Source organism: Microvirga pudoricolor (assembly GCF_016892705.1).
GTDB lineage: Bacteria > Pseudomonadota > Alphaproteobacteria > Rhizobiales > Beijerinckiaceae > Microvirga > Microvirga pudoricolor.
The window spans coordinates 115,596-131,477 of record NZ_JAFEMB010000006.1; the positions used below are offsets into that span (position 1 = coordinate 115,596).

Annotated in this window: 17 protein-coding genes; 9 read left to right on the forward strand and 8 right to left on the reverse strand. The window is 66.5% G+C overall.

Annotation, left to right across the window (positions count from 1 at the left end; all coding sequences use genetic code 11):
• The first annotated feature begins 59 nt into the window (after positions 1-59).
• From ILT42_RS18235 to rpsD, 3 genes are all read left to right on the forward strand, one after another.
• The gene (locus ILT42_RS18235) at positions 60-1,220 is read left to right on the forward strand and encodes a dienelactone hydrolase family protein (RefSeq protein WP_204217201.1); all 1,161 of its coding nucleotides are present in this window, start codon (positions 60-62) and stop codon (positions 1,218-1,220) included.
• 18 nt (positions 1,221-1,238) lie between these two features.
• On the forward strand, positions 1,239-2,111 hold the full coding sequence (murI, locus tag ILT42_RS18240; RefSeq protein ID WP_204217202.1) for a glutamate racemase: 873 nt from the start codon (positions 1,239-1,241) through the stop codon (positions 2,109-2,111).
• Between the two features lie 236 nt (positions 2,112-2,347).
• Positions 2,348-2,965, forward strand: a complete 618-nt coding sequence (rpsD, locus tag ILT42_RS18245; RefSeq protein ID WP_204217203.1) for a 30S ribosomal protein S4 — start codon at positions 2,348-2,350, stop codon at positions 2,963-2,965.
• A gap of 68 nt (positions 2,966-3,033) precedes the next feature.
• On the opposite strand, the gene ILT42_RS18250 is transcribed toward rpsD, so the two are convergent.
• The 4 genes from ILT42_RS18250 to purB form a co-directional block, all read right to left on the reverse strand.
• Positions 3,034-3,618, reverse strand: coding sequence for a Spy/CpxP family protein refolding chaperone (locus ILT42_RS18250; protein WP_204217204.1), 585 nt, complete (start codon positions 3,616-3,618; stop codon positions 3,034-3,036).
• A gap of 94 nt (positions 3,619-3,712) precedes the next feature.
• The gene (locus ILT42_RS18255) at positions 3,713-4,267 is read right to left on the reverse strand and encodes an RBBP9/YdeN family alpha/beta hydrolase (protein ID WP_204217205.1); all 555 of its coding nucleotides are present in this window, start codon (positions 4,265-4,267) and stop codon (positions 3,713-3,715) included.
• A 30-nt stretch (positions 4,268-4,297) separates the two neighbouring features.
• On the reverse strand, positions 4,298-5,548 hold the full coding sequence (locus tag ILT42_RS18260) for an SAM-dependent methyltransferase (protein ID WP_204217206.1): 1,251 nt from the start codon (positions 5,546-5,548) through the stop codon (positions 4,298-4,300).
• An 89-nt stretch (positions 5,549-5,637) separates the two neighbouring features.
• Positions 5,638-6,945, reverse strand: a complete 1,308-nt coding sequence (purB, locus tag ILT42_RS18265; RefSeq protein WP_204217207.1) for an adenylosuccinate lyase — start codon at positions 6,943-6,945, stop codon at positions 5,638-5,640.
• A gap of 265 nt (positions 6,946-7,210) precedes the next feature.
• Between purB and ILT42_RS18270 the strand changes: the two genes are divergently transcribed.
• Entirely contained in the window at positions 7,211-7,699 is a 489-nt protein-coding gene (locus ILT42_RS18270) for a hypothetical protein (RefSeq protein ID WP_204217208.1), read from the forward strand.
• 93 nt (positions 7,700-7,792) lie between these two features.
• Here the strand turns inward: ILT42_RS18270 and ILT42_RS18275 are convergent, their stop codons facing one another.
• Both ILT42_RS18275 and rpe read right to left on the reverse strand, forming a co-directional pair.
• Positions 7,793-8,539, reverse strand: a complete 747-nt coding sequence (locus tag ILT42_RS18275) for a Crp/Fnr family transcriptional regulator (RefSeq protein ID WP_204217209.1) — start codon at positions 8,537-8,539, stop codon at positions 7,793-7,795.
• A 125-nt stretch (positions 8,540-8,664) separates the two neighbouring features.
• Positions 8,665-9,336, reverse strand: coding sequence for a ribulose-phosphate 3-epimerase (gene rpe / locus ILT42_RS18280; RefSeq protein ID WP_204217210.1), 672 nt, complete (start codon positions 9,334-9,336; stop codon positions 8,665-8,667).
• A 209-nt stretch (positions 9,337-9,545) separates the two neighbouring features.
• Here rpe and ILT42_RS18285 point away from each other — a divergent pair, with 209 nt between their 5' ends.
• Both ILT42_RS18285 and ILT42_RS18290 read left to right on the forward strand, forming a co-directional pair.
• On the forward strand, positions 9,546-10,787 hold the full coding sequence (locus tag ILT42_RS18285; RefSeq protein WP_204217211.1) for an NAD(P)/FAD-dependent oxidoreductase: 1,242 nt from the start codon (positions 9,546-9,548) through the stop codon (positions 10,785-10,787).
• Between the two features lie 284 nt (positions 10,788-11,071).
• Positions 11,072-12,568, forward strand: coding sequence for a calcium-binding protein (locus tag ILT42_RS18290; protein WP_204217212.1), 1,497 nt, complete (start codon positions 11,072-11,074; stop codon positions 12,566-12,568).
• 126 nt (positions 12,569-12,694) lie between these two features.
• Here ILT42_RS18290 and ILT42_RS18295 read toward each other — a convergent pair whose 3' ends face one another.
• Positions 12,695-13,717 carry a P1 family peptidase gene (locus ILT42_RS18295; protein WP_204217213.1) on the reverse strand — a complete coding sequence of 341 codons (1,023 nt, stop codon included), beginning with the start codon at positions 13,715-13,717 and terminating at the stop codon, positions 12,695-12,697.
• Positions 13,718-13,812: 95 nt separating this feature from the next.
• On the opposite strand from ILT42_RS18295, the gene ILT42_RS18300 reads away from it, so the two are divergent.
• From ILT42_RS18300 to ILT42_RS18310, 3 genes are all read left to right on the forward strand, one after another.
• Positions 13,813-14,541, forward strand: coding sequence for a cytochrome c biogenesis CcdA family protein (locus ILT42_RS18300; protein ID WP_204217214.1), 729 nt, complete (start codon positions 13,813-13,815; stop codon positions 14,539-14,541).
• 88 nt (positions 14,542-14,629) lie between these two features.
• The gene (locus ILT42_RS18305; protein ID WP_204217215.1) at positions 14,630-14,842 is read left to right on the forward strand and encodes a DUF4287 domain-containing protein; all 213 of its coding nucleotides are present in this window, start codon (positions 14,630-14,632) and stop codon (positions 14,840-14,842) included.
• A gap of 111 nt (positions 14,843-14,953) precedes the next feature.
• The gene (locus ILT42_RS18310) at positions 14,954-15,421 is read left to right on the forward strand and encodes a DUF1203 domain-containing protein (RefSeq protein WP_204217216.1); all 468 of its coding nucleotides are present in this window, start codon (positions 14,954-14,956) and stop codon (positions 15,419-15,421) included.
• Here ILT42_RS18310 and ILT42_RS18315 read toward each other — a convergent pair.
• Positions 15,418-15,807 carry an ACT domain-containing protein gene (locus ILT42_RS18315; protein WP_204217217.1) on the reverse strand — a complete coding sequence of 130 codons (390 nt, stop codon included), beginning with the start codon at positions 15,805-15,807 and terminating at the stop codon, positions 15,418-15,420. The two genes, ILT42_RS18310 and ILT42_RS18315, sit on opposite strands and share 4 nt — an antisense overlap.
• Positions 15,808-15,882: the final 75 nt, after the last annotated feature.

Consider the following 15,882-nt stretch of genomic DNA (forward strand, 5'->3'; position numbering starts at 1 on the left):
CTTATCAATCTAGTATGGGACAAGGGCCGATCCGCCCCTTCCTCGAACCCGAGACGCCGATGCGCCGCTTCCTGCTCCCCGCCCTTGCCGTCGCCGCCTGCATGGCAGGCGCTTGCGTCGCCGGCCCACAGGGCGCGCAAGCCGCGACGCCGCCCAAGCAGCCCGCCTCGGGGCCGGGAGGATCCGATTATGTGGCCGCGGACGTGACCAAGCGCGTGATCGGCACGGCGAGTGCCGCAACCTACGCCTTCTATCCGGCCGCCCCGGCCAAGGATCCGCGCCCGGTTGTGGTTTTCCTTCATTCCTGGGGGGCCGCCAATCCGGGCCTCTACGGCGGCTGGATCGATCACCTTGCCCGCCGGGGCAACCTCGTTCTCTTCCCGCGCTTCCAGGAGCCCAACCGCACCCGGCCCATGGAAGCCACCGCCAACGCGGCCGCTCTCATCAAGTCCGCCCTGGAGGCCTTGGCCTCCGACCCGGACGCGAAGCCGGACCTCAAGCGCGTGGCCTTCATCGGCCATTTGGCGGGCGTGCCCATCGCCTTCAACCTCGCGGCCGAGGCCGAGCAGGACGGGATCCCGGCGCCGAAGTTGGTCTTCGGCTTGATGCCGGGCGGCATCGCGTCCGACGAGAAGTCGCGGGGCATCCTCCTGAAGGATCTTTCGGCGATCCCGGCCTCGACCCTGCTGATCACCATGACGGGCGACCGGGAGCACCTGCCTGCCGACCGGGCGGCCCGGCGGTTGATGACGGAGGCCGCCGGCGTGCCAGGCACCCGCAAGCTCTTCATGCGAGCGGGCTCCGACGACCACGGCTTCCCGACCCTGACGGCCACCCTGACGTCGCCCGGCGCCAAGAAGGACGCCTACGACGCCTCCGTCCTGAAGCTGCCGCCCGATCCCCCTAAGGACCCGAAGCAGCGCAGCACCTGGAAGTGGACCCCGGACATGTCGCTCACGGGCGAGCAGACCGTCCTGACCCAGCAGCTCGCCAACAACCCGACCGACACCCTCGACTACCTGGCCTATTGGAAGACCTTCGACATGGCCGCCGCCGCCGCCTTTTCGGGCCAGGACGCGACGGCCCTGCGCCGGGAGCCCCGCTTCATCGACATGGAGAACTGGAGCGACGGCTGGCCGGTGCGCCGTCTCTCGGCGGACCTTCCCAAGGGCACCGAGGAGCAGCAGCAGGGGCGCGGCCCCCGGCGGCGGCTGAACTGAGGCGGGGAGGCTGCTTTCATGGGATTCGATCTCGTCGCAGGCTCAGCCCACCGCCCCTATGCGGCGCCGCCATCCGTTCCGACGATCCTCGTCTTCGATTCCGGCGTCGGCGGTTTGACGGTCTTTCGGGAGGTCCAGAAGGCCCGACCCGATGCCCGTTTCGTCTACGCGGCCGACAATGCGGGCTTCCCCTACGGGGCCTTGAGCGAACCGGCCCTGGCCGCGCGGGTCCAGGCCGTGATGGAGCGCCTGATCGCCCTCCATGCGCCGAGCGTCGTGGTGGTGGCCTGCAACACGGCCTCGACGCTGGTTCTGCCGCACCTGAGAGCGGCATTCGACATCCCGTTCATCGGCACGGTACCGGCCATTAAACCGGCAGCGGCCATGAGCTTCAGCAAGAGCTTCACGGTCCTGGCGACGCCCGCGACGGTGGCGCGGGACTATACCCGCGACCTCATCGAGGCCTACGCGGCGGATTGCCGGGTCAACCTGGTGGGCTCCAGGCGGCTCGCGGCCTTCGCCGAGGCCGAGCTCGCCGGCCGCCCCGTCCCGGACGCCGAGCTGCGGGCCGAGATGGCGCCCTGCTTCGTGGAGGAGGCGGGCAGGCGCACCGATGTGGTGGCTCTGTCCTGCACGCATTATCCATTGCTGCTGGGACGCATGAAACTCCTGGCGCCCTGGCCCGTGATGTGGATCGATCCGGCCCCGGCCATAGCCCGCCGCGTCACCCAGCTCATTGGTCCCCCTGTCGTTGGGCACGAGCCCGGGGAAGACGAAGCGGTCGCCGTCTTCACGGGAGCAACGGGCCTCGGCCCGGACTTGCGCAGGGCCCTGTCGGACAGGGGGCTGCCGGGCATCACGGTCGAGGAGATGCCCTTAAGGGGCGAATAGCGAGTGGCGAATGGAACGGTTGAGTTCCCCATTCGCTATTCGCCACTCACCCCTCACCGCCACATTGACTTTCCACCTCATCTCGCTTAGACCCCACCCGTTCGCGCGGCTCTCACGGGCCGCGTAAACTTTTTTACGCTCCCGTGGCCCGGCTCCGGTCGGCCTGTCGTCTCCCTGGAAACCCCAGGAGAAGAGGAGGGCGCGTTCCTCGCCATTCGACAACAAGAGGAACAGCGATGTCGAAGCGCATTCAGGCCAAGCACAAGCTTGACCGCCGCATGGGTCAGAACATCTGGGGCCGCCCGAAGAGCCCCGTGAACAAGCGTGAATACGGCCCCGGCCAGCACGGCCAGCGCCGCAAGGGCAAGATGTCCGACTTCGGCACGCAGCTGCGCGCCAAGCAGAAGCTCAAGGGCTACTACGCCAACATCACCGAGAAGCAGTTCCGCCGCTATTACGCCGAGGCCATCCGCCTCAAGGGCGATTCGGGCGAGAACCTGGTCGGCCTGCTCGAGCGCCGTCTCGATGCCGTCGTGTACCGTTCGAAGTTCGTGGCGACCCCGTTCGCGGCGCGCCAGTTCGTGAACCACGGCCACGTGAAGGTGAACGGCCGCCGCGTGAACATTCCGAGCTTCCAGGTGAAGCCCGGCGACGTGATCGAGGTGAAGGACAAGTCCAAGCAGCTCGAGGTCGTCCTCGTGGCGAGCCAGCTCGCCGAGCGCGACGTGCCGGACTACATCGAGGTCGATCACTCCAAGATGACCGCCCGCGTCACCCGCATTCCGACCCTGTCCGAGGTCCCGTACCCGGTGCAGATGGAACCGAACCTGGTGGTCGAGTTCTATTCGCGCTAAACCGCGACCGAACACCGGACATCAAAAAAGCCGCCCTTCGGGGCGGCTTTTCTTTTGGTGCTTCGCGATTATTGCGGGGCCGGGGCCTGGGGGGCGGGCGCCTGCGGTCCGGGCCGCGGACCGCCAGGGCCGCCCGGGCCGCGACGTTCCCCATGGTGACGCCAATGGCCCTTGCCGCCCTCGGGGCGCATGAGGATCGGCAGGAGCTTCTTCTGCTGGTCGTTCAGGGAGGCCCAGAAGGGCTTCATGGCGTCCGTGAGAGCCTTCAGGTTCTCGGCGCGCTGGGAGGTCCATTCCGAGCGGCGCTCCAGCATCTGCATCAGGTCCGGCCGCTCGCGGGGGCCGCCCTGGCGCATCGCGTCGCGGCGCTCGCGCATGCGCTCGAAGTTCTGCGCCCGGTCGGCAGACTGGTCGCGCAGTGCCTTCTCGACCGGAGCCCAGAGGCCGTCCTGCTCGGCGCTGAGCTTGAGGCCCGCCTTGATGCCGGCGATCCGCGCGTCGGTCAGCGCGTCGAAATCCGCACGGGTCATGGGCGCCCTGCGGTCCGGGCCGCCGGCCGGGCCGGGCCCGGGAGGGGGGCTGGGCTGGGCATAGGCGACCGCACCCGACAGCGCGATGACCGAGGCGGCGGCGATGAGCGAGAGAGTCCTCATGGATTGAGCTCCTTTTGTTAGGATCACCAGGATGGACGCAGTCTGCTCTCCCGCGAATGACTGGAACATGAACTTTTCGTCATGCGGGACAGGGTTACGCCAGGTTCTTCAGGAACCCGGCGAACCGCATCAGCCCCTCGGGCCAGGGGCCGTGGCCGCTCTCCGTGTTCATGTGCCCGGCGTCGCCCGCATCCACCACGGCCGAGCCCCAGGCATAGCCCAAGTCCTCGGCGGTCTCGTAGGACGTGAATGGATCTGTCCGGCTCACCACGAGCACCGAGGGGAACGGCAGCGGATCGCGCGGCACCGGACGGAAGGCCGGATCGATGTTCAGGGTGAAGTCGTTCCGGTCGATGTCCGGCGCGCCCACCAGGAAGGCCCCGAGCACCTTCCCTTGCGGCAGGAGGGGCGCCGCATGAGCCACCGCGACGGTGCCAAGGCTGTGAGCCACCAGAACGACCTTGCGGTCCGCCCGCTCGACGTCGCGCACGATGCGGGCAACCCAGTCGTCCTTGCTGGATCCGTCCCAACTCTCCTGCTCGATGCGCCGTGCCGTGGAAAGCTGGCGCTCCCACCGGCTCTGCCAATGCTCTGGCCCGGAATTGTCGTAGCCGGGGATGATGAGGATATCGACGTCGGAAGTACGCATGAACGCCAGATATAGGTTTTTGCCGCCGCTTCAAGCGGCGGTCTGGGCCTTGCGGGTCTCGGCCTCGCGAAGGGCCTCCTCGCGCTGCCCGATGTAGTCCCGGGTGATCGGCACCACGTCGTTGCGATGGGCGAGCTGGATCTGAAACACGACAGCGTCCTGGAAGCGGAAAGCGCTCTCCGACATGGCGAGGTAGCACTCCCACATCCGGCAGAACCGCTCGTCGTACAAGCTCTTGGCCTCGTCCCACCGGGCCAGGAACCGCTCGCGCCAGGCTTTCAGGGTATGGGCGTAATGCAGCCGCAGGATCTCGACGTCCGTGGTGACGAGACCCGCCCGCTCGATGGACGGCATCATCTCCGAGAGGGTAGGCAGATGCCCACCAGGGAAGATGTAGCGCGTGATCCAGGGATTGGTCGGGTAAGGCCGCCCCGTGCGCCCGATGGTGTGCAGGAGCATCACCCCGTCCTGCTTCAGGAGACGGGCGCACGTCTCGAAATAGGCGTCGTAGGACGCCACGCCCACATGCTCGAACATGCCCACCGAGACGATGCGGTCGAAGCTGCCGGTGGTGGATCGGTAATCTTCGAGCTCGAAGCGCACCCGGTCCGAGAGGCCGGCCTCCGCAGCCCGCCGGCGAGAGAGCGCGAGCTGCTCTTCGGAAAGGGTCACGCCCCGCACGGTGCCGGCACAGGCGGCTTGCGCGAGGTAGAGCCCGAGCCCGCCCCAGCCCGAGCCGATGTCGAGGACGCTCTGATTGGGCTCCACCATGAGCTTGGCTGCGATGTGCCGCTTCTTGGTCAGCTGCGCCTCTTCGAGGCTCGCCTCGGGCCGTTCGAAATAGGCGCAGGAATATTGCCGGTCGCTGTCGAGAAAGAGATCGTACAGCGCGCCGCTGAGGTCGTAGTGATGAGCCACGTTCTGGCGGGAGCGGCGGGGATCGTTCTCGCTGCGCAGCCGCATCCAGTTGCGGATCCGGCGAAGGTTTCTCAGGGGCAGCTCGTCCAGCTCCCCGTGTGTGTCCTGGAGGAGGAGCTGAAGGAAGTCGTAGATCGAGCCTTCCTCCACCAGAAGGCGTCCGTCCATGTAGAGTTCGCCGAGGTTCATTTCCGGGTTGACGCACAGGACCCGCTGGGCGGCTCGGTCGGTGAAGCGGATGGCGACCCTCGGGTGGCCGCCGTTGCCGAAGACATGGCGCTGGCCTTTGGCCAGCGTGACTTCGAGGGTTCCACGACGGACGGCACGGTCGAAAGCGATCGTGAGCAATTTCTCTGAAAGCATGACTGCATCTCAAGTTGGCCGCTCAGACAGGAAAAATTACACTGTCCGTGCCGCTTGCCAAGCTTGAGAGCGCAGAGCTTTCGGATGAGCTATGCGTTTCCGAAGACCCTTTGGAAGATCGTATCCACCTGCTTGAAGTGGTACCCCAGGTCGAAGGACGCCTCGATTTCTTCATGCGACAGGGCCTTCGTCACGTCGGGATCGGCCTTCAGGAGCGTCAGGAAGTCGCCTTCGCCGCGCCAGACCGGCATGGCGTTCCGCTGCACCAGCCGATAGGCGTCCTCGCGGGACACCCCCTTCTGGGTCAAGGCCAGGAGCACGCGCTGCGAGTGTACGAGGCCACCGAGGCGATCCAGGTTCTTCTGCATGTTCTCGGGGTAGACCACCAGCTTGTCGATGACGTTCGTGAGCCGGGCCAGGGCGAAGTCCAGGGTCACGGTGGCGTCGGGGCCGATCATGCGCTCCACGGAGGAGTGGGAGATGTCCCGCTCATGCCAGAGCGCCACGTTTTCCATGGCAGGCAGCGCATAGGCGCGCACCATGCGGGCAAGGCCGGTCAGGTTCTCGGTGAGCACGGGGTTGCGCTTGTGCGGCATGGCCGAGGAGCCCTTCTGGCCCGCCGAAAAGAACTCCTCCGCTTCCAGCACCTCGCTGCGCTGGAGGTGGCGGACCTCGGTGGCCAAGCGCTCGATGGAGGAGGCGACCACGGCCAGGGTCGCGAAGTACATGGCGTGGCGGTCGCGGGGAATGACCTGGGTCGAGACCGGCTCGACGGCCAGGCCCATCCGCTCGGCCACGTATTCCTCCACGCTCGGGTCGATATTGGCGAAGGTCCCCACCGCTCCCGAGATGGCGCAGGTCGCCACCTCGCGCCGGGCCTCGATGAGGCGCAGCTTGCAGCGCTCGAACTCCGCATAGGCCTGGGCCAGCTTGAGGCCGAAGGTGGTCGGCTCGGCATGGATGCCGTGGGAGCGCCCGATGGTCGGCGTCATCTTATGCTCGAAGGCCCGGCGCTTGATGGCCTCGAGGAGCGCGTCCATGTCCTTCAGGAGCAGGTCCGAGGCCCGCACCAGCTGCACGTTGAAGCAGGTGTCGAGCACGTCCGAGGAGGTCATGCCCTGGTGCACGAAGCGCGCCTCCGGGCCGACGATCTCGGCCAGATGGGTCAGGAACGCGATGACGTCGTGCTTCACCTCACGCTCGATGGAATCGATCCGGTCCACGTCGAAAGTAGCCGCCGAGCCCTTCTCCCACACGATCTCGGCCGCTTCCCGGGGGACGACGCCCAGGTTGGCGAGCGCCGTGGTGGCGTGGGCCTCGATCTCGAACCAGATGCGGAACTTGGTCTCGGGTGACCAGATGGCCACCATCTCGGGGCGGCTGTAGCGAGGGATCATCAGAAACTTCCTTGGCTCGGCTCACGACGCTCGCTCACGCTCGTCAGAGCGTTGATAAGGCCGCGCGTGGACGGGGTTGGACAGAACGATCAGAAATCGTTCCGAGATGTTTCAGCGATGGCTATTGGATGCTTCCCGGAAAGGCAAGGAAGGAGCACCCTCGGGAGGCAAGGATGCTCGATCCGGGCGGTGTTCGAGGCTGGAATTCGCTTCAGCTCCCATGATACGAGGCGCTATCCGAAACGAGGCGTGGCTGGAGTTCAACGTGCACCGATCCTTTGCCGGAATCCTGGCGAGCCTCTGGTTCCTTCATCCAGGAACGGGCCATGCCGACATTCTTGCTGTCATCATCGATGCAGCGGGCCTGCCATATGATCTCAGTCCCAATAAATATGACAACAGTCCCGATAAGTATGACAACAGTTCGGATAAATACGACAACAGTGTCGACAAGTACGACAATAGCCCGAGTAAGTATGATAACAGTCCTGCTAAGTATGACAATGGCATCAACGGAAAGAGAAGGGTCATCTCGCAAGATAATAAAATGCTTGGATACTATGTTTTCAGTCCGGGCGGAGTTTTAAATTTCTACAACATGTCTGGAAAACGTATAGCTTATATGCCTGCTGGTGGGCGTACGCAAAGCATTTTCACGGAAAAGGCTTGGTGCGGCACGATGGGAAATCGTAGTGGCGCTGTCGTGTTAGGGCTGACCAAACCGTGTTATTACCGGTTCATCCTCAATCATTGACGATCGCGTTCCCTCGTCGCGTCCGCTGAAGCGAAAGGCCGGCTCGTTCGCAGCGTGGAGACAAGCCTCCGGGCTTCTGGAGGATCGTCTCCATTACCGCTTGGTGAAGGTCTTGGGAAGCAGGCGCTGGAACGTGTTCTGCAATCGCGTGAAGCACTCGCAGGCGGCGTCCTGCAGCCCCTGCGGGTCGACGACGGTGATCCCGCCCCGGCCCTGGCGGACGAGCCCCGCCGACTGGAGCCGCCCCATGGCGATGCTGACGGTCGAACGCTGGACCCCGAGCCTTTCGGCCAGGAATTCGTGGGTGAGGGGTACGGTGTCCCCCTCGCTGCGATGGTACGAGCTCAGGATCCAGCGGCAGCAGCGGGCATCGACCCCGTGCACAGCGTTGCAGGCGACCGACTGCAGGACGCGAGAGAAGATGGCCTGGGCGAAGCAGCGAACGAGGTGTCGGATCCTGGGACGGACCCGCATGGCCTCCTGCATATCGTCGAAGTCGATCCGGGACGCCGTACCGTTCATGAGCACCACGTAGCGCCCAAAGGCTTCCCGCAGCACCACGGCCTCGACGAGACCCACGACGCCCTCCCGCCCACAGATCAACATCTCGGCCATGTGGCCGTCCTCCATCACGGCCGCGACGGAGATCGTCGTGTCGTGCGGAAAATAGGCGTGCGTCAGAGGCGCGTCGGTCTCGCACAGAATCTGACCCTGATGCAGGGTCACGACCTCAAGGGAAGGCTCCAGATAGGCGAAGTCCTCGGCATCCAGGGCTGCCAGCAGGCGGTTGGATCGATGCCCGGCCGTGCGAACCGGCGACCCGTGAGCATAGGTGGTCATTGGCGGATATGGTCTCTGTTCGCCGCGCCCAATGATAGCCCATAACGATACAGAAGCGCTACCGGCGCAACCTGTGGATAAGGCTGCGCAAAGGAGGCACGTCGCAACCTATACTCAAGGTTGCATCAACGTGCAGAGAGAGCAGCTTCTCGGATCGAAGCGATGTTGCGGGCATAGGCGCCCGGCCCGCCCTTGAAGACGGCCGATCCCGCCACGAGCGCATTGGCGCCGGCCTCGACCACGAGAGGAGCGGTGTCCGGAGTGACGCCGCCGTCGATTTCGATGTCGATGGGCCGGTCCCCAGCCATGTGCCGGACGCGCCGGACCTTGTCGCACACGGACGGGATGAAGGCCTGTCCGCCGAAGCCGGGGTTCACGGTCATGAGGAGGATCAGGTCGACCATGTCGATCACGGGCTCGATGACGGATTCGTGGGTGCCCGGATTGATGACGATTCCGGCCTTCTTTCCGAGGCCTCGGATGGTCTGGAGCGAGCGGTGGAGATGGGGACCTGCCTCCGCATGGATCGTGATGATGTCGGCCCCGGCCTTGGCGAAGGCCTCCAGATAGGGGTCCACCGGCGTGATCATGAGATGCACGTCGAAGACTTTTCGGGTGTGTGGCCGCAGGGCCTTCACCACGTCGGGCCCGATGGTGATGTTGGGCACGAAATGGCCGTCCATCACGTCGATGTGGATCCAATCTGCGCCGGCCTCGTCGATGGCGCGCACCTCTTCGCCGAGCTTGGCGAAATCCGAGGCCAGGATGGAGGGGGCGATGATCAGGGGCTGGGTCATGGCCGCGCCGGTAGCATGGGATGCGCGGCCCCGCAACGCAAACGGGGCGCCGGGCTCCCGCCAGCCCGGATTTTCGGCGGTGTGCACAAACATCGCGGTCGGCGGGAATGGACGCCGTCCGACGAAAGAGGTTAGAACCCCGCTCCAGGAAGGCGCAGGCGGCCGGAAGGCTCCCCGTCGGGCACCTTCGGCTCAACGGGATTGGTCTCATGCGTACGGATGTGGTTGTTCTGGGTGCGGGCATCATCGGCGTGTCGATCGCGGTGCACCTTCAGAAGCGGGGCCGCTCCGTCATCCTGGTGGACAAGCGCAAGCCCGGCGAGGAGACCTCCTACGGCAATGCGGGCTTGATCCAGCGCGAGGGCGTCTACCCTTACGGGTTCCCGCACGATTTCGGCGCCCTCCTGCGCTACGCGCTCAACAATACGGTCGACGCGCATTATCACCTGAGCGCCCTGCCGAAGCTCGCGCCGTTCCTGTTCCAGTATTGGATGCACTCGCGGCCCGAGAAGCATAAGGCCATCGCCCGGCTCTATGCCCCGCTCATCGAGCACAGCGTCACGGAGCACAACGCTCTCGCGGAGGAGGCCGGCGCCACGGGGCTGATCCGTCCCACGGGCTGGGTGAAGGTGTTTCGCACGCAAGCCGCCATGGACGAGCAGGTTCGCGACGCGGAGAAGGTGCGCCGCGACTTCGGCGTGCACTTCGACGCCATCGACCGGGCCGGCGTGGCGGAGCGCGAGCCCAGCATCAAGGCGGACCTCGTGGGCGGTCTCCACTGGACTGACCCGTCCTCGGTCTCCGATCCCCACCATCTGACCATGGCCTATGTGGGCCTGTTCGAGAGGCTCGGCGGCCGGCTCGCGGCGGGCGATGCCAAGACCCTCGAGCAAACGGCCGAGGGCTGGATGATCCAGACCGAGCTCGGCCCGGTTCAGGCCAAGAGCGTCGTCGTCGCCCTGGGAGCCTGGGCCGACGTGGTGACGAAGAAGCTCGGCTACAACCTGCCGCTCGCCGTCAAGCGCGGCTACCACATGCATTACAAGCCGCAGGGCAACGCGGTGCTCAACCGCCCGACCCTGGATTTCGAGCGTGGCTACTTCCTGGCCCCCATGTCCCGTGGCATCCGTCTAACCACCGGGGCCGAATTCGCACTGCGTGACGACGCGCCGACTCCGGTTCAGCTCGGGCGGGCCGAACCCATCGCCCGGGAGTTCTTCCCCCTGGGAGAGCGCGTGGACCCCCATCCCTGGATGGGGTCGCGTCCCTGCACCCCGGACATGATGCCCATCATCGGCCCGGCATCGAAGCACAAGGATCTCTGGTTCAGCTTCGGTCACGCCCATCACGGGCTCACGCTCGGCCCCATCACCGGACGCTTGCTGGCCGAGATGATGACGGGCGAGCCGACCGTGATCGACCCGACGCCGTATAGGGCCGATCGGTTCTAGGGGCGCACGGCTGCCCCGCCAACCGTGAGTCGCGCGGCCTTTTGCGGGGCCGGTCCCGCGCGGACCTATGAGCGAAACAAGATTGTCCCCAGCAATCGCGAAGCTCCTGCGGCCGCCGCACGGCCGGTTTTGGCCAGCTGTTATTTAGAAGTCGTCGTTTCGATAATTCTCAACTCCAGATCCTCCATGTCCGGAGAGTTGGCACAGGGTCGCGACTGCGCCTTGCTTTGGGACGTGACCGCGGCGGCTTGGTCCCTCGGTTGCCGGTCACGGGGAGATCGAGAATGTCACTGTTGGATGAACTCAAGAAATTCGAAGATCAGTACGGCAGCCACTTGGTCACGGTCGGCGGCGTGAGCTACGCCTTCTATGGCGGCACCCAACTGGTCGATGGTCCTCTCACGGGTGATGGGGGGTCGGATGGAGGGACGGGCTCCGATGGCGGGACCGGTTCCCCGGATGGCGGAATGCCGCCGACGCCCCCCGACGGCGGCACCTCCACGAGCCCGGGCGGCATGGAGCCGCCGTTCAAGCCCAAGCCTGGCCAGACCATGGAGCGGGACGGAAGCGACTGGATCCTGCGCGGGTTGGATGGTCGTGAAATCATGCGATACACGCCCGAAGAGACCCAGGAAATCGAGGTCGAGGGGCCTCCAGGGTCCGGTGGCGACAGCTCCAGCATCGACGGCCTCGATTATGGCCACAACGCCGTCATGTTGTCGCTGACCAGCCAGGTGACCGGGGCGAAAAGCACCATGGTGATCGGCGGCGGGCTCAACAACCTTCTCTATGGACGAGGCGGTGTCGACATCCTGTTCGGCGGCGGGGGCAACGACCTCCTGTCCGGCGGACTCGGCAACGACAAGCTCCATGGCGAGATCGGTAACGACAAGCTGTTGGGCGGCGGCGGAGACGACGATCTGTACGGGGGCGCCGGCCAGGATCGGCTGGAGGGCGATCTCGGCCACGACAACCTCGCCGGAGGGTCCGACAACGACACCCTGCTTGGCGGTGAGGGGAACGACACGGTCTGGGCGGGGTCGGACAACGACGAGGTCTGGGGCGGCGCGGGCGACGACACCCTGTCGGGCGAGGACGGCGACGACTGGATCGCCGGTGAGGCGGGCCACGATTCGATCAACGCCGGTTCGGGCCAGGACGGCGTCTGCGCGGGCGACGGCAACGACACCGTCCACGGCGGCGCCGACAACGACTGGCTCTACGGCGAGGAGGGCAACGACGTCCTGGCTGGGGACGGCGGAGACGATGTGATCTCCGGCGGCAACGGCGCCGACACGGTCCGGGGCGGGGAGGGCCAGGACAGCCTCAAGGGGGATGCCGGGCGCGACACGCTGCATGGCGAGGCTGGCAACGACACCCTCATCGGCGGCACGGGCTCGGATCATCTGCTGGGCGGGGACGGCAACGATTACCTCGACATGGATGCGGGTTCATCGGCTGGGGCCGACACCCTCGACGGGGGCTACGGCGACGACATCCTCATCGGCGACGGGGTCGGCTCGCTGCTGATCGGCGGCTGGGGCCGGGACACCTACCACATCCGGCCCTGGGCCAAGACCACCATCGCGGACTTTGCCGCCGGGCCTGACGATTACGAGAAGATCATCGTCTACAAGAGCGTGTTCGCCGATTACGCGGCTCTCATGAGCACGGCCTATCAGTCGGGAGGCAACACGGTCATCGCCAAGGGCGAGTTCAGCCTCACCCTAAGCGGCGTCAACAAGACCGCCCTGCATCTCAACGACTTCGTCTTCATCTGAGACAGGCCGAGCGATGGGGGAGGCCGGGCATGATGCCCGGCTTCTACCCCTTGGGAGATCCGTTCGGGTCCAGGCATCGGCAGGGCTTCGGTCCGTCCGAGAGTCCAGGTTGGCGCGGTGCGCCCGTTAGGCCGCGGACGGGCCGAAGCGGTCTCGCCATGCCGAGAGGGCGCCGTCGAAGGGCAGGGGCGTGGCCTCGTAGACGCCTCTCGCGATCGCGCGCGCCAGGCAGTCGCCGGCCAGAGCCGTGATTTCGATGAAATCGGCCGCCTCGTCCTCGAGCGGCTTGTGCCCCATGGCGGCCGTGAAGATCGTATCGCCGTCGTAGAGCGCATGGGCAAAGCGCAGGCCTTTGGCATGGCCGTCATGGGCCGCCACGGCCAGCCGTTTGCACTGAGCCTTGGTGAGCGCGGCATCGGTGGCGACGAGGGCGATCGTGGTGGAAGGCGGCAGGACCCCGCGTCCGGCACGGCCTTTCCAGTCGAGACGGCGCATCTCCGGGGTCACCCGCGCCGGAAGGCCGAAGCCGCCGAACTCGTCGCCCTCTTCGAAGGCTCCGGCCCAGAAATGCGGTCCATCGCCGATGACCACGGATGCGAGGGCGTTGACGATGACGAGCGCCCCGACCGTATGGCCGGACGCCGTCACGGCGCTGGCCGAGCCGAGACCGCCCTTCAGGTCGACGGTGGTGGCGCCGTAGCCACCCCCGGCGGTGCCGAGGCTGAATTCGAGCCCCGCCGCCGCCGCGGCCGCATAGCCGAGATCGCGGTAGGGCGAGTGGGTGCCCCACGCCTTATCGCCGCCGTTGAGGAGGTCGAACACGGCGGCCTGAGGCACCAGAGGCACGCGCACGTTGCCGATGGCAAAGCCTCTTCCATGCTCCCGCAGGTAGGCCTGCACGCCGCCCGCGGCATCGAGACCGAAGGCGGAGCCGCCGGAGAGCACGATGGCATCGATGCCCGCCACCGCCTTGTCGGGGTCGAGGAGATCGGTTTCGCGCGTGGCCGGCCCGCCCCCGTGAACGGAGCAGGATGCGACCGTCGCCTGGTCGAAGACCGCCACCGTGACGCCGGAGGCGAGGTCGGGGTCCGAAGCATTGCCGATCCGCAGGCCGGCGACGTCGGTGATGAGATTGCGGGGTCCGATCATGCGCGCCAGAGAAGACTGATTCCGGCCCCTTCACAAGCCAGGGAGAGGCCAACGCGCCGCCTTTCCCCGGCCCAGCGAACCCGTTAGAAGGCCCCATGCTCAGCGTGTCCCTCCCGGCGGCGGCTCTCGGCGGCCTCATCAGCTTCCTGAGCCCCTGCGTGCTTCCTCTCGTGCCGCCCTACCTGTCGTTCCTGGCCGGAACGACCTTCGACCAGCTCAGCGCGGGCGATGACCGGGCCGTGCGCAGGCGCGCCATCGCGGCGGCCCTGCTCTTCGTGGCGGGCTTCTCGACCGTGTTCGTGCTCCTCGGCGCCACGGCCTCGGCGCTCGGCCAGTTCGTGCGGCAATATCTCGACGTCCTGAGCACCGTGGCGGGCCTCGCCATCATCGTGATGGGCTTGCATTTCCTCGGGGTGTTCCGCATCGGCCTGCTCTACCGGGAGGCGCGGCTCAACGTGAACCGGCCCGTGGGCCTCTGGGGCGCCTACGTGATGGGCCTCGCCTTCGCGTTCGGTTGGACCCCCTGCATCGGACCCGTTCTCGCCGCCATCCTGGCGGTGGCCGGCTCGGAGGCGAGCGTCGCCCGCGGGGCGTTGCTGCTCGCCGCCTATTCGGTGGGCCTTGGGATCCCGTTCCTTCTGGCGGCCCTCGCCATGAAGCCCTTCGTGGCCTTTCTGAAGGGCATGCGCTCCCGTTTCCTGATGATCGAGCGGGCCATGGGGGCGCTCCTGGTCCTGACAGGGATCGCCTTCCTGACCGGCTGGATCACCACCATGTCGTTCTGGCTGCTCGAAACCTTCCCCGTTCTGGGGCGCCTGGGATAGGAGCGTGAGCCGGTTCTCCGTAGCGCTTGCGGTTCGACCGCCAGACAGCGAAGATCGCGCCCACGCACGACCCGGAGCACGAGCCGCGATGGCCAACGAACCGATCAAGGGACCCGCTTCCTACTTCCCCTCCATCGAGAAGAAATACGGTCGGCCCATCGCCGAATGGCAGGACCTGGTGCGCCGGCACCTGCCCGCGAAGCACATGGAACTGGTCGCCATGCTGAAGACCGACCACGGAATGGGGCACGGCCACGCCAACGCCCTGGTGGCCCACACGCTGGCGGCGGACAAGGGCTGAGGGGTCTTATCGCTCCGGCCGGGCAGGCCGGGCCGAACACGGGCGCAAGAATCGGATCGCGCCTCCAGGCACGGCGTGATGTCCTCCGGTCCCGACATCCGGAGACCGATCATGCCGTTTCAGACCCGCGGACTCGCGCCTGAAGACTTTCTCCCCCTCTTCGACCTCCCGGACCAGGCTTTAAGGGAGCGGGGCATCCACCGGGTTCGGGCGGACGAACCCGATGCCTATCCGTGCCGGGTCTCGCTTCGGCGGGCCACGGTAGGCGAGTGCTTGCTGCTCCTTCATCATATCCACCAGCCGAACCCGCTCTCGCCTTATCGCGCGGGCGGCCCGATCTTCGTCGGGCAGGCGGAGCAGGCGGGGCACTACCAGGGCGAGCTCCCGCCGATCCTCAGGGACCGGGTCCTGTCCCTGAGGGCCTACGACGCGGACGCGCTCATCGTGGATGCGGCGGTCGCCGAGGCGCGACTGGTCGAGGAGACGATCGAGCAATTCCTGGCGCGGCCCGAGGTGTGCCACGTGGATGCCCATTTCGCCGGCAGAGGTTGTTTCGGGGCGCGGATCGAGCGAGCCTAGGACCCGGCGTTCTCCACGCGATGCCCAGCCCGCGCCAGCGCCTTGATGGCGCCCACCACGTCCTTGGTCTTTACCAGGATGTAGTCCGTGCTGAAGGTGGATGTGGCGAAGATGCCGATCCCGGCCTCGGCCAGAGGCCCCAGCACCGAGGCCAGGATCCCGGGGGTGCTGAAATCGAAGCTCTGCTCGATCCGGAAGCAGCGCCAGCCCGCATCGGTCTCGGCGCCGTCCGGCGCGTCCGAGGCCAGGCAGGCGAGGGTGGTCTCATCGTGGGCGCGGACAAGGTGAAAGAACGTGGCGCGCGGGGGCACATGCACCGGTGCGTCCGGGGCCATGCGGCAGACTGCGTAGGGGTCCTTCAGGAGCGTGAGGGTCAGGCCGGGCATCTCGTGTCTCGCGGGTCATCAAAAAACCCGCCCTGTCGCCAGGGCGGGTCTCGTCTGTCGGCTGGAGGGCCGATC

Coding starts and splice junctions, on each gene's coding strand:
- ILT42_RS18235 (WP_204217201.1), top strand. CDS start 60: ATGCGCCGCTTCCTGCTCCCCGCCCTTGCCGTCGCCGCCTGCATGGCA.
- murI (WP_204217202.1), top strand. CDS start 1,239: ATGGGATTCGATCTCGTCGCAGGCTCAGCCCACCGCCCCTATGCGGCG.
- rpsD (WP_204217203.1), top strand. CDS start 2,348: ATGTCGAAGCGCATTCAGGCCAAGCACAAGCTTGACCGCCGCATGGGT.
- ILT42_RS18250 (WP_204217204.1), bottom strand. CDS start 3,618: ATGAGGACTCTCTCGCTCATCGCCGCCGCCTCGGTCATCGCGCTGTCG.
- ILT42_RS18255 (WP_204217205.1), bottom strand. CDS start 4,267: ATGCGTACTTCCGACGTCGATATCCTCATCATCCCCGGCTACGACAAT.
- ILT42_RS18260 (WP_204217206.1), bottom strand. CDS start 5,548: ATGCTTTCAGAGAAATTGCTCACGATCGCTTTCGACCGTGCCGTCCGT.
- purB (WP_204217207.1), bottom strand. CDS start 6,945: ATGATCCCTCGCTACAGCCGCCCCGAGATGGTGGCCATCTGGTCACCC.
- ILT42_RS18275 (WP_204217209.1), bottom strand. CDS start 8,539: ATGACCACCTATGCTCACGGGTCGCCGGTTCGCACGGCCGGGCATCGA.
- rpe (WP_204217210.1), bottom strand. CDS start 9,336: ATGACCCAGCCCCTGATCATCGCCCCCTCCATCCTGGCCTCGGATTTC.
- ILT42_RS18285 (WP_204217211.1), top strand. CDS start 9,546: ATGCGTACGGATGTGGTTGTTCTGGGTGCGGGCATCATCGGCGTGTCG.
- ILT42_RS18290 (WP_204217212.1), top strand. CDS start 11,072: ATGTCACTGTTGGATGAACTCAAGAAATTCGAAGATCAGTACGGCAGC.
- ILT42_RS18295 (WP_204217213.1), bottom strand. CDS start 13,717: ATGATCGGACCCCGCAATCTCATCACCGACGTCGCCGGCCTGCGGATC.
- ILT42_RS18300 (WP_204217214.1), top strand. CDS start 13,813: ATGCTCAGCGTGTCCCTCCCGGCGGCGGCTCTCGGCGGCCTCATCAGC.
- ILT42_RS18305 (WP_204217215.1), top strand. CDS start 14,630: ATGGCCAACGAACCGATCAAGGGACCCGCTTCCTACTTCCCCTCCATC.
- ILT42_RS18310 (WP_204217216.1), top strand. CDS start 14,954: ATGCCGTTTCAGACCCGCGGACTCGCGCCTGAAGACTTTCTCCCCCTC.
- ILT42_RS18315 (WP_204217217.1), bottom strand. CDS start 15,807: ATGCCCGGCCTGACCCTCACGCTCCTGAAGGACCCCTACGCAGTCTGC.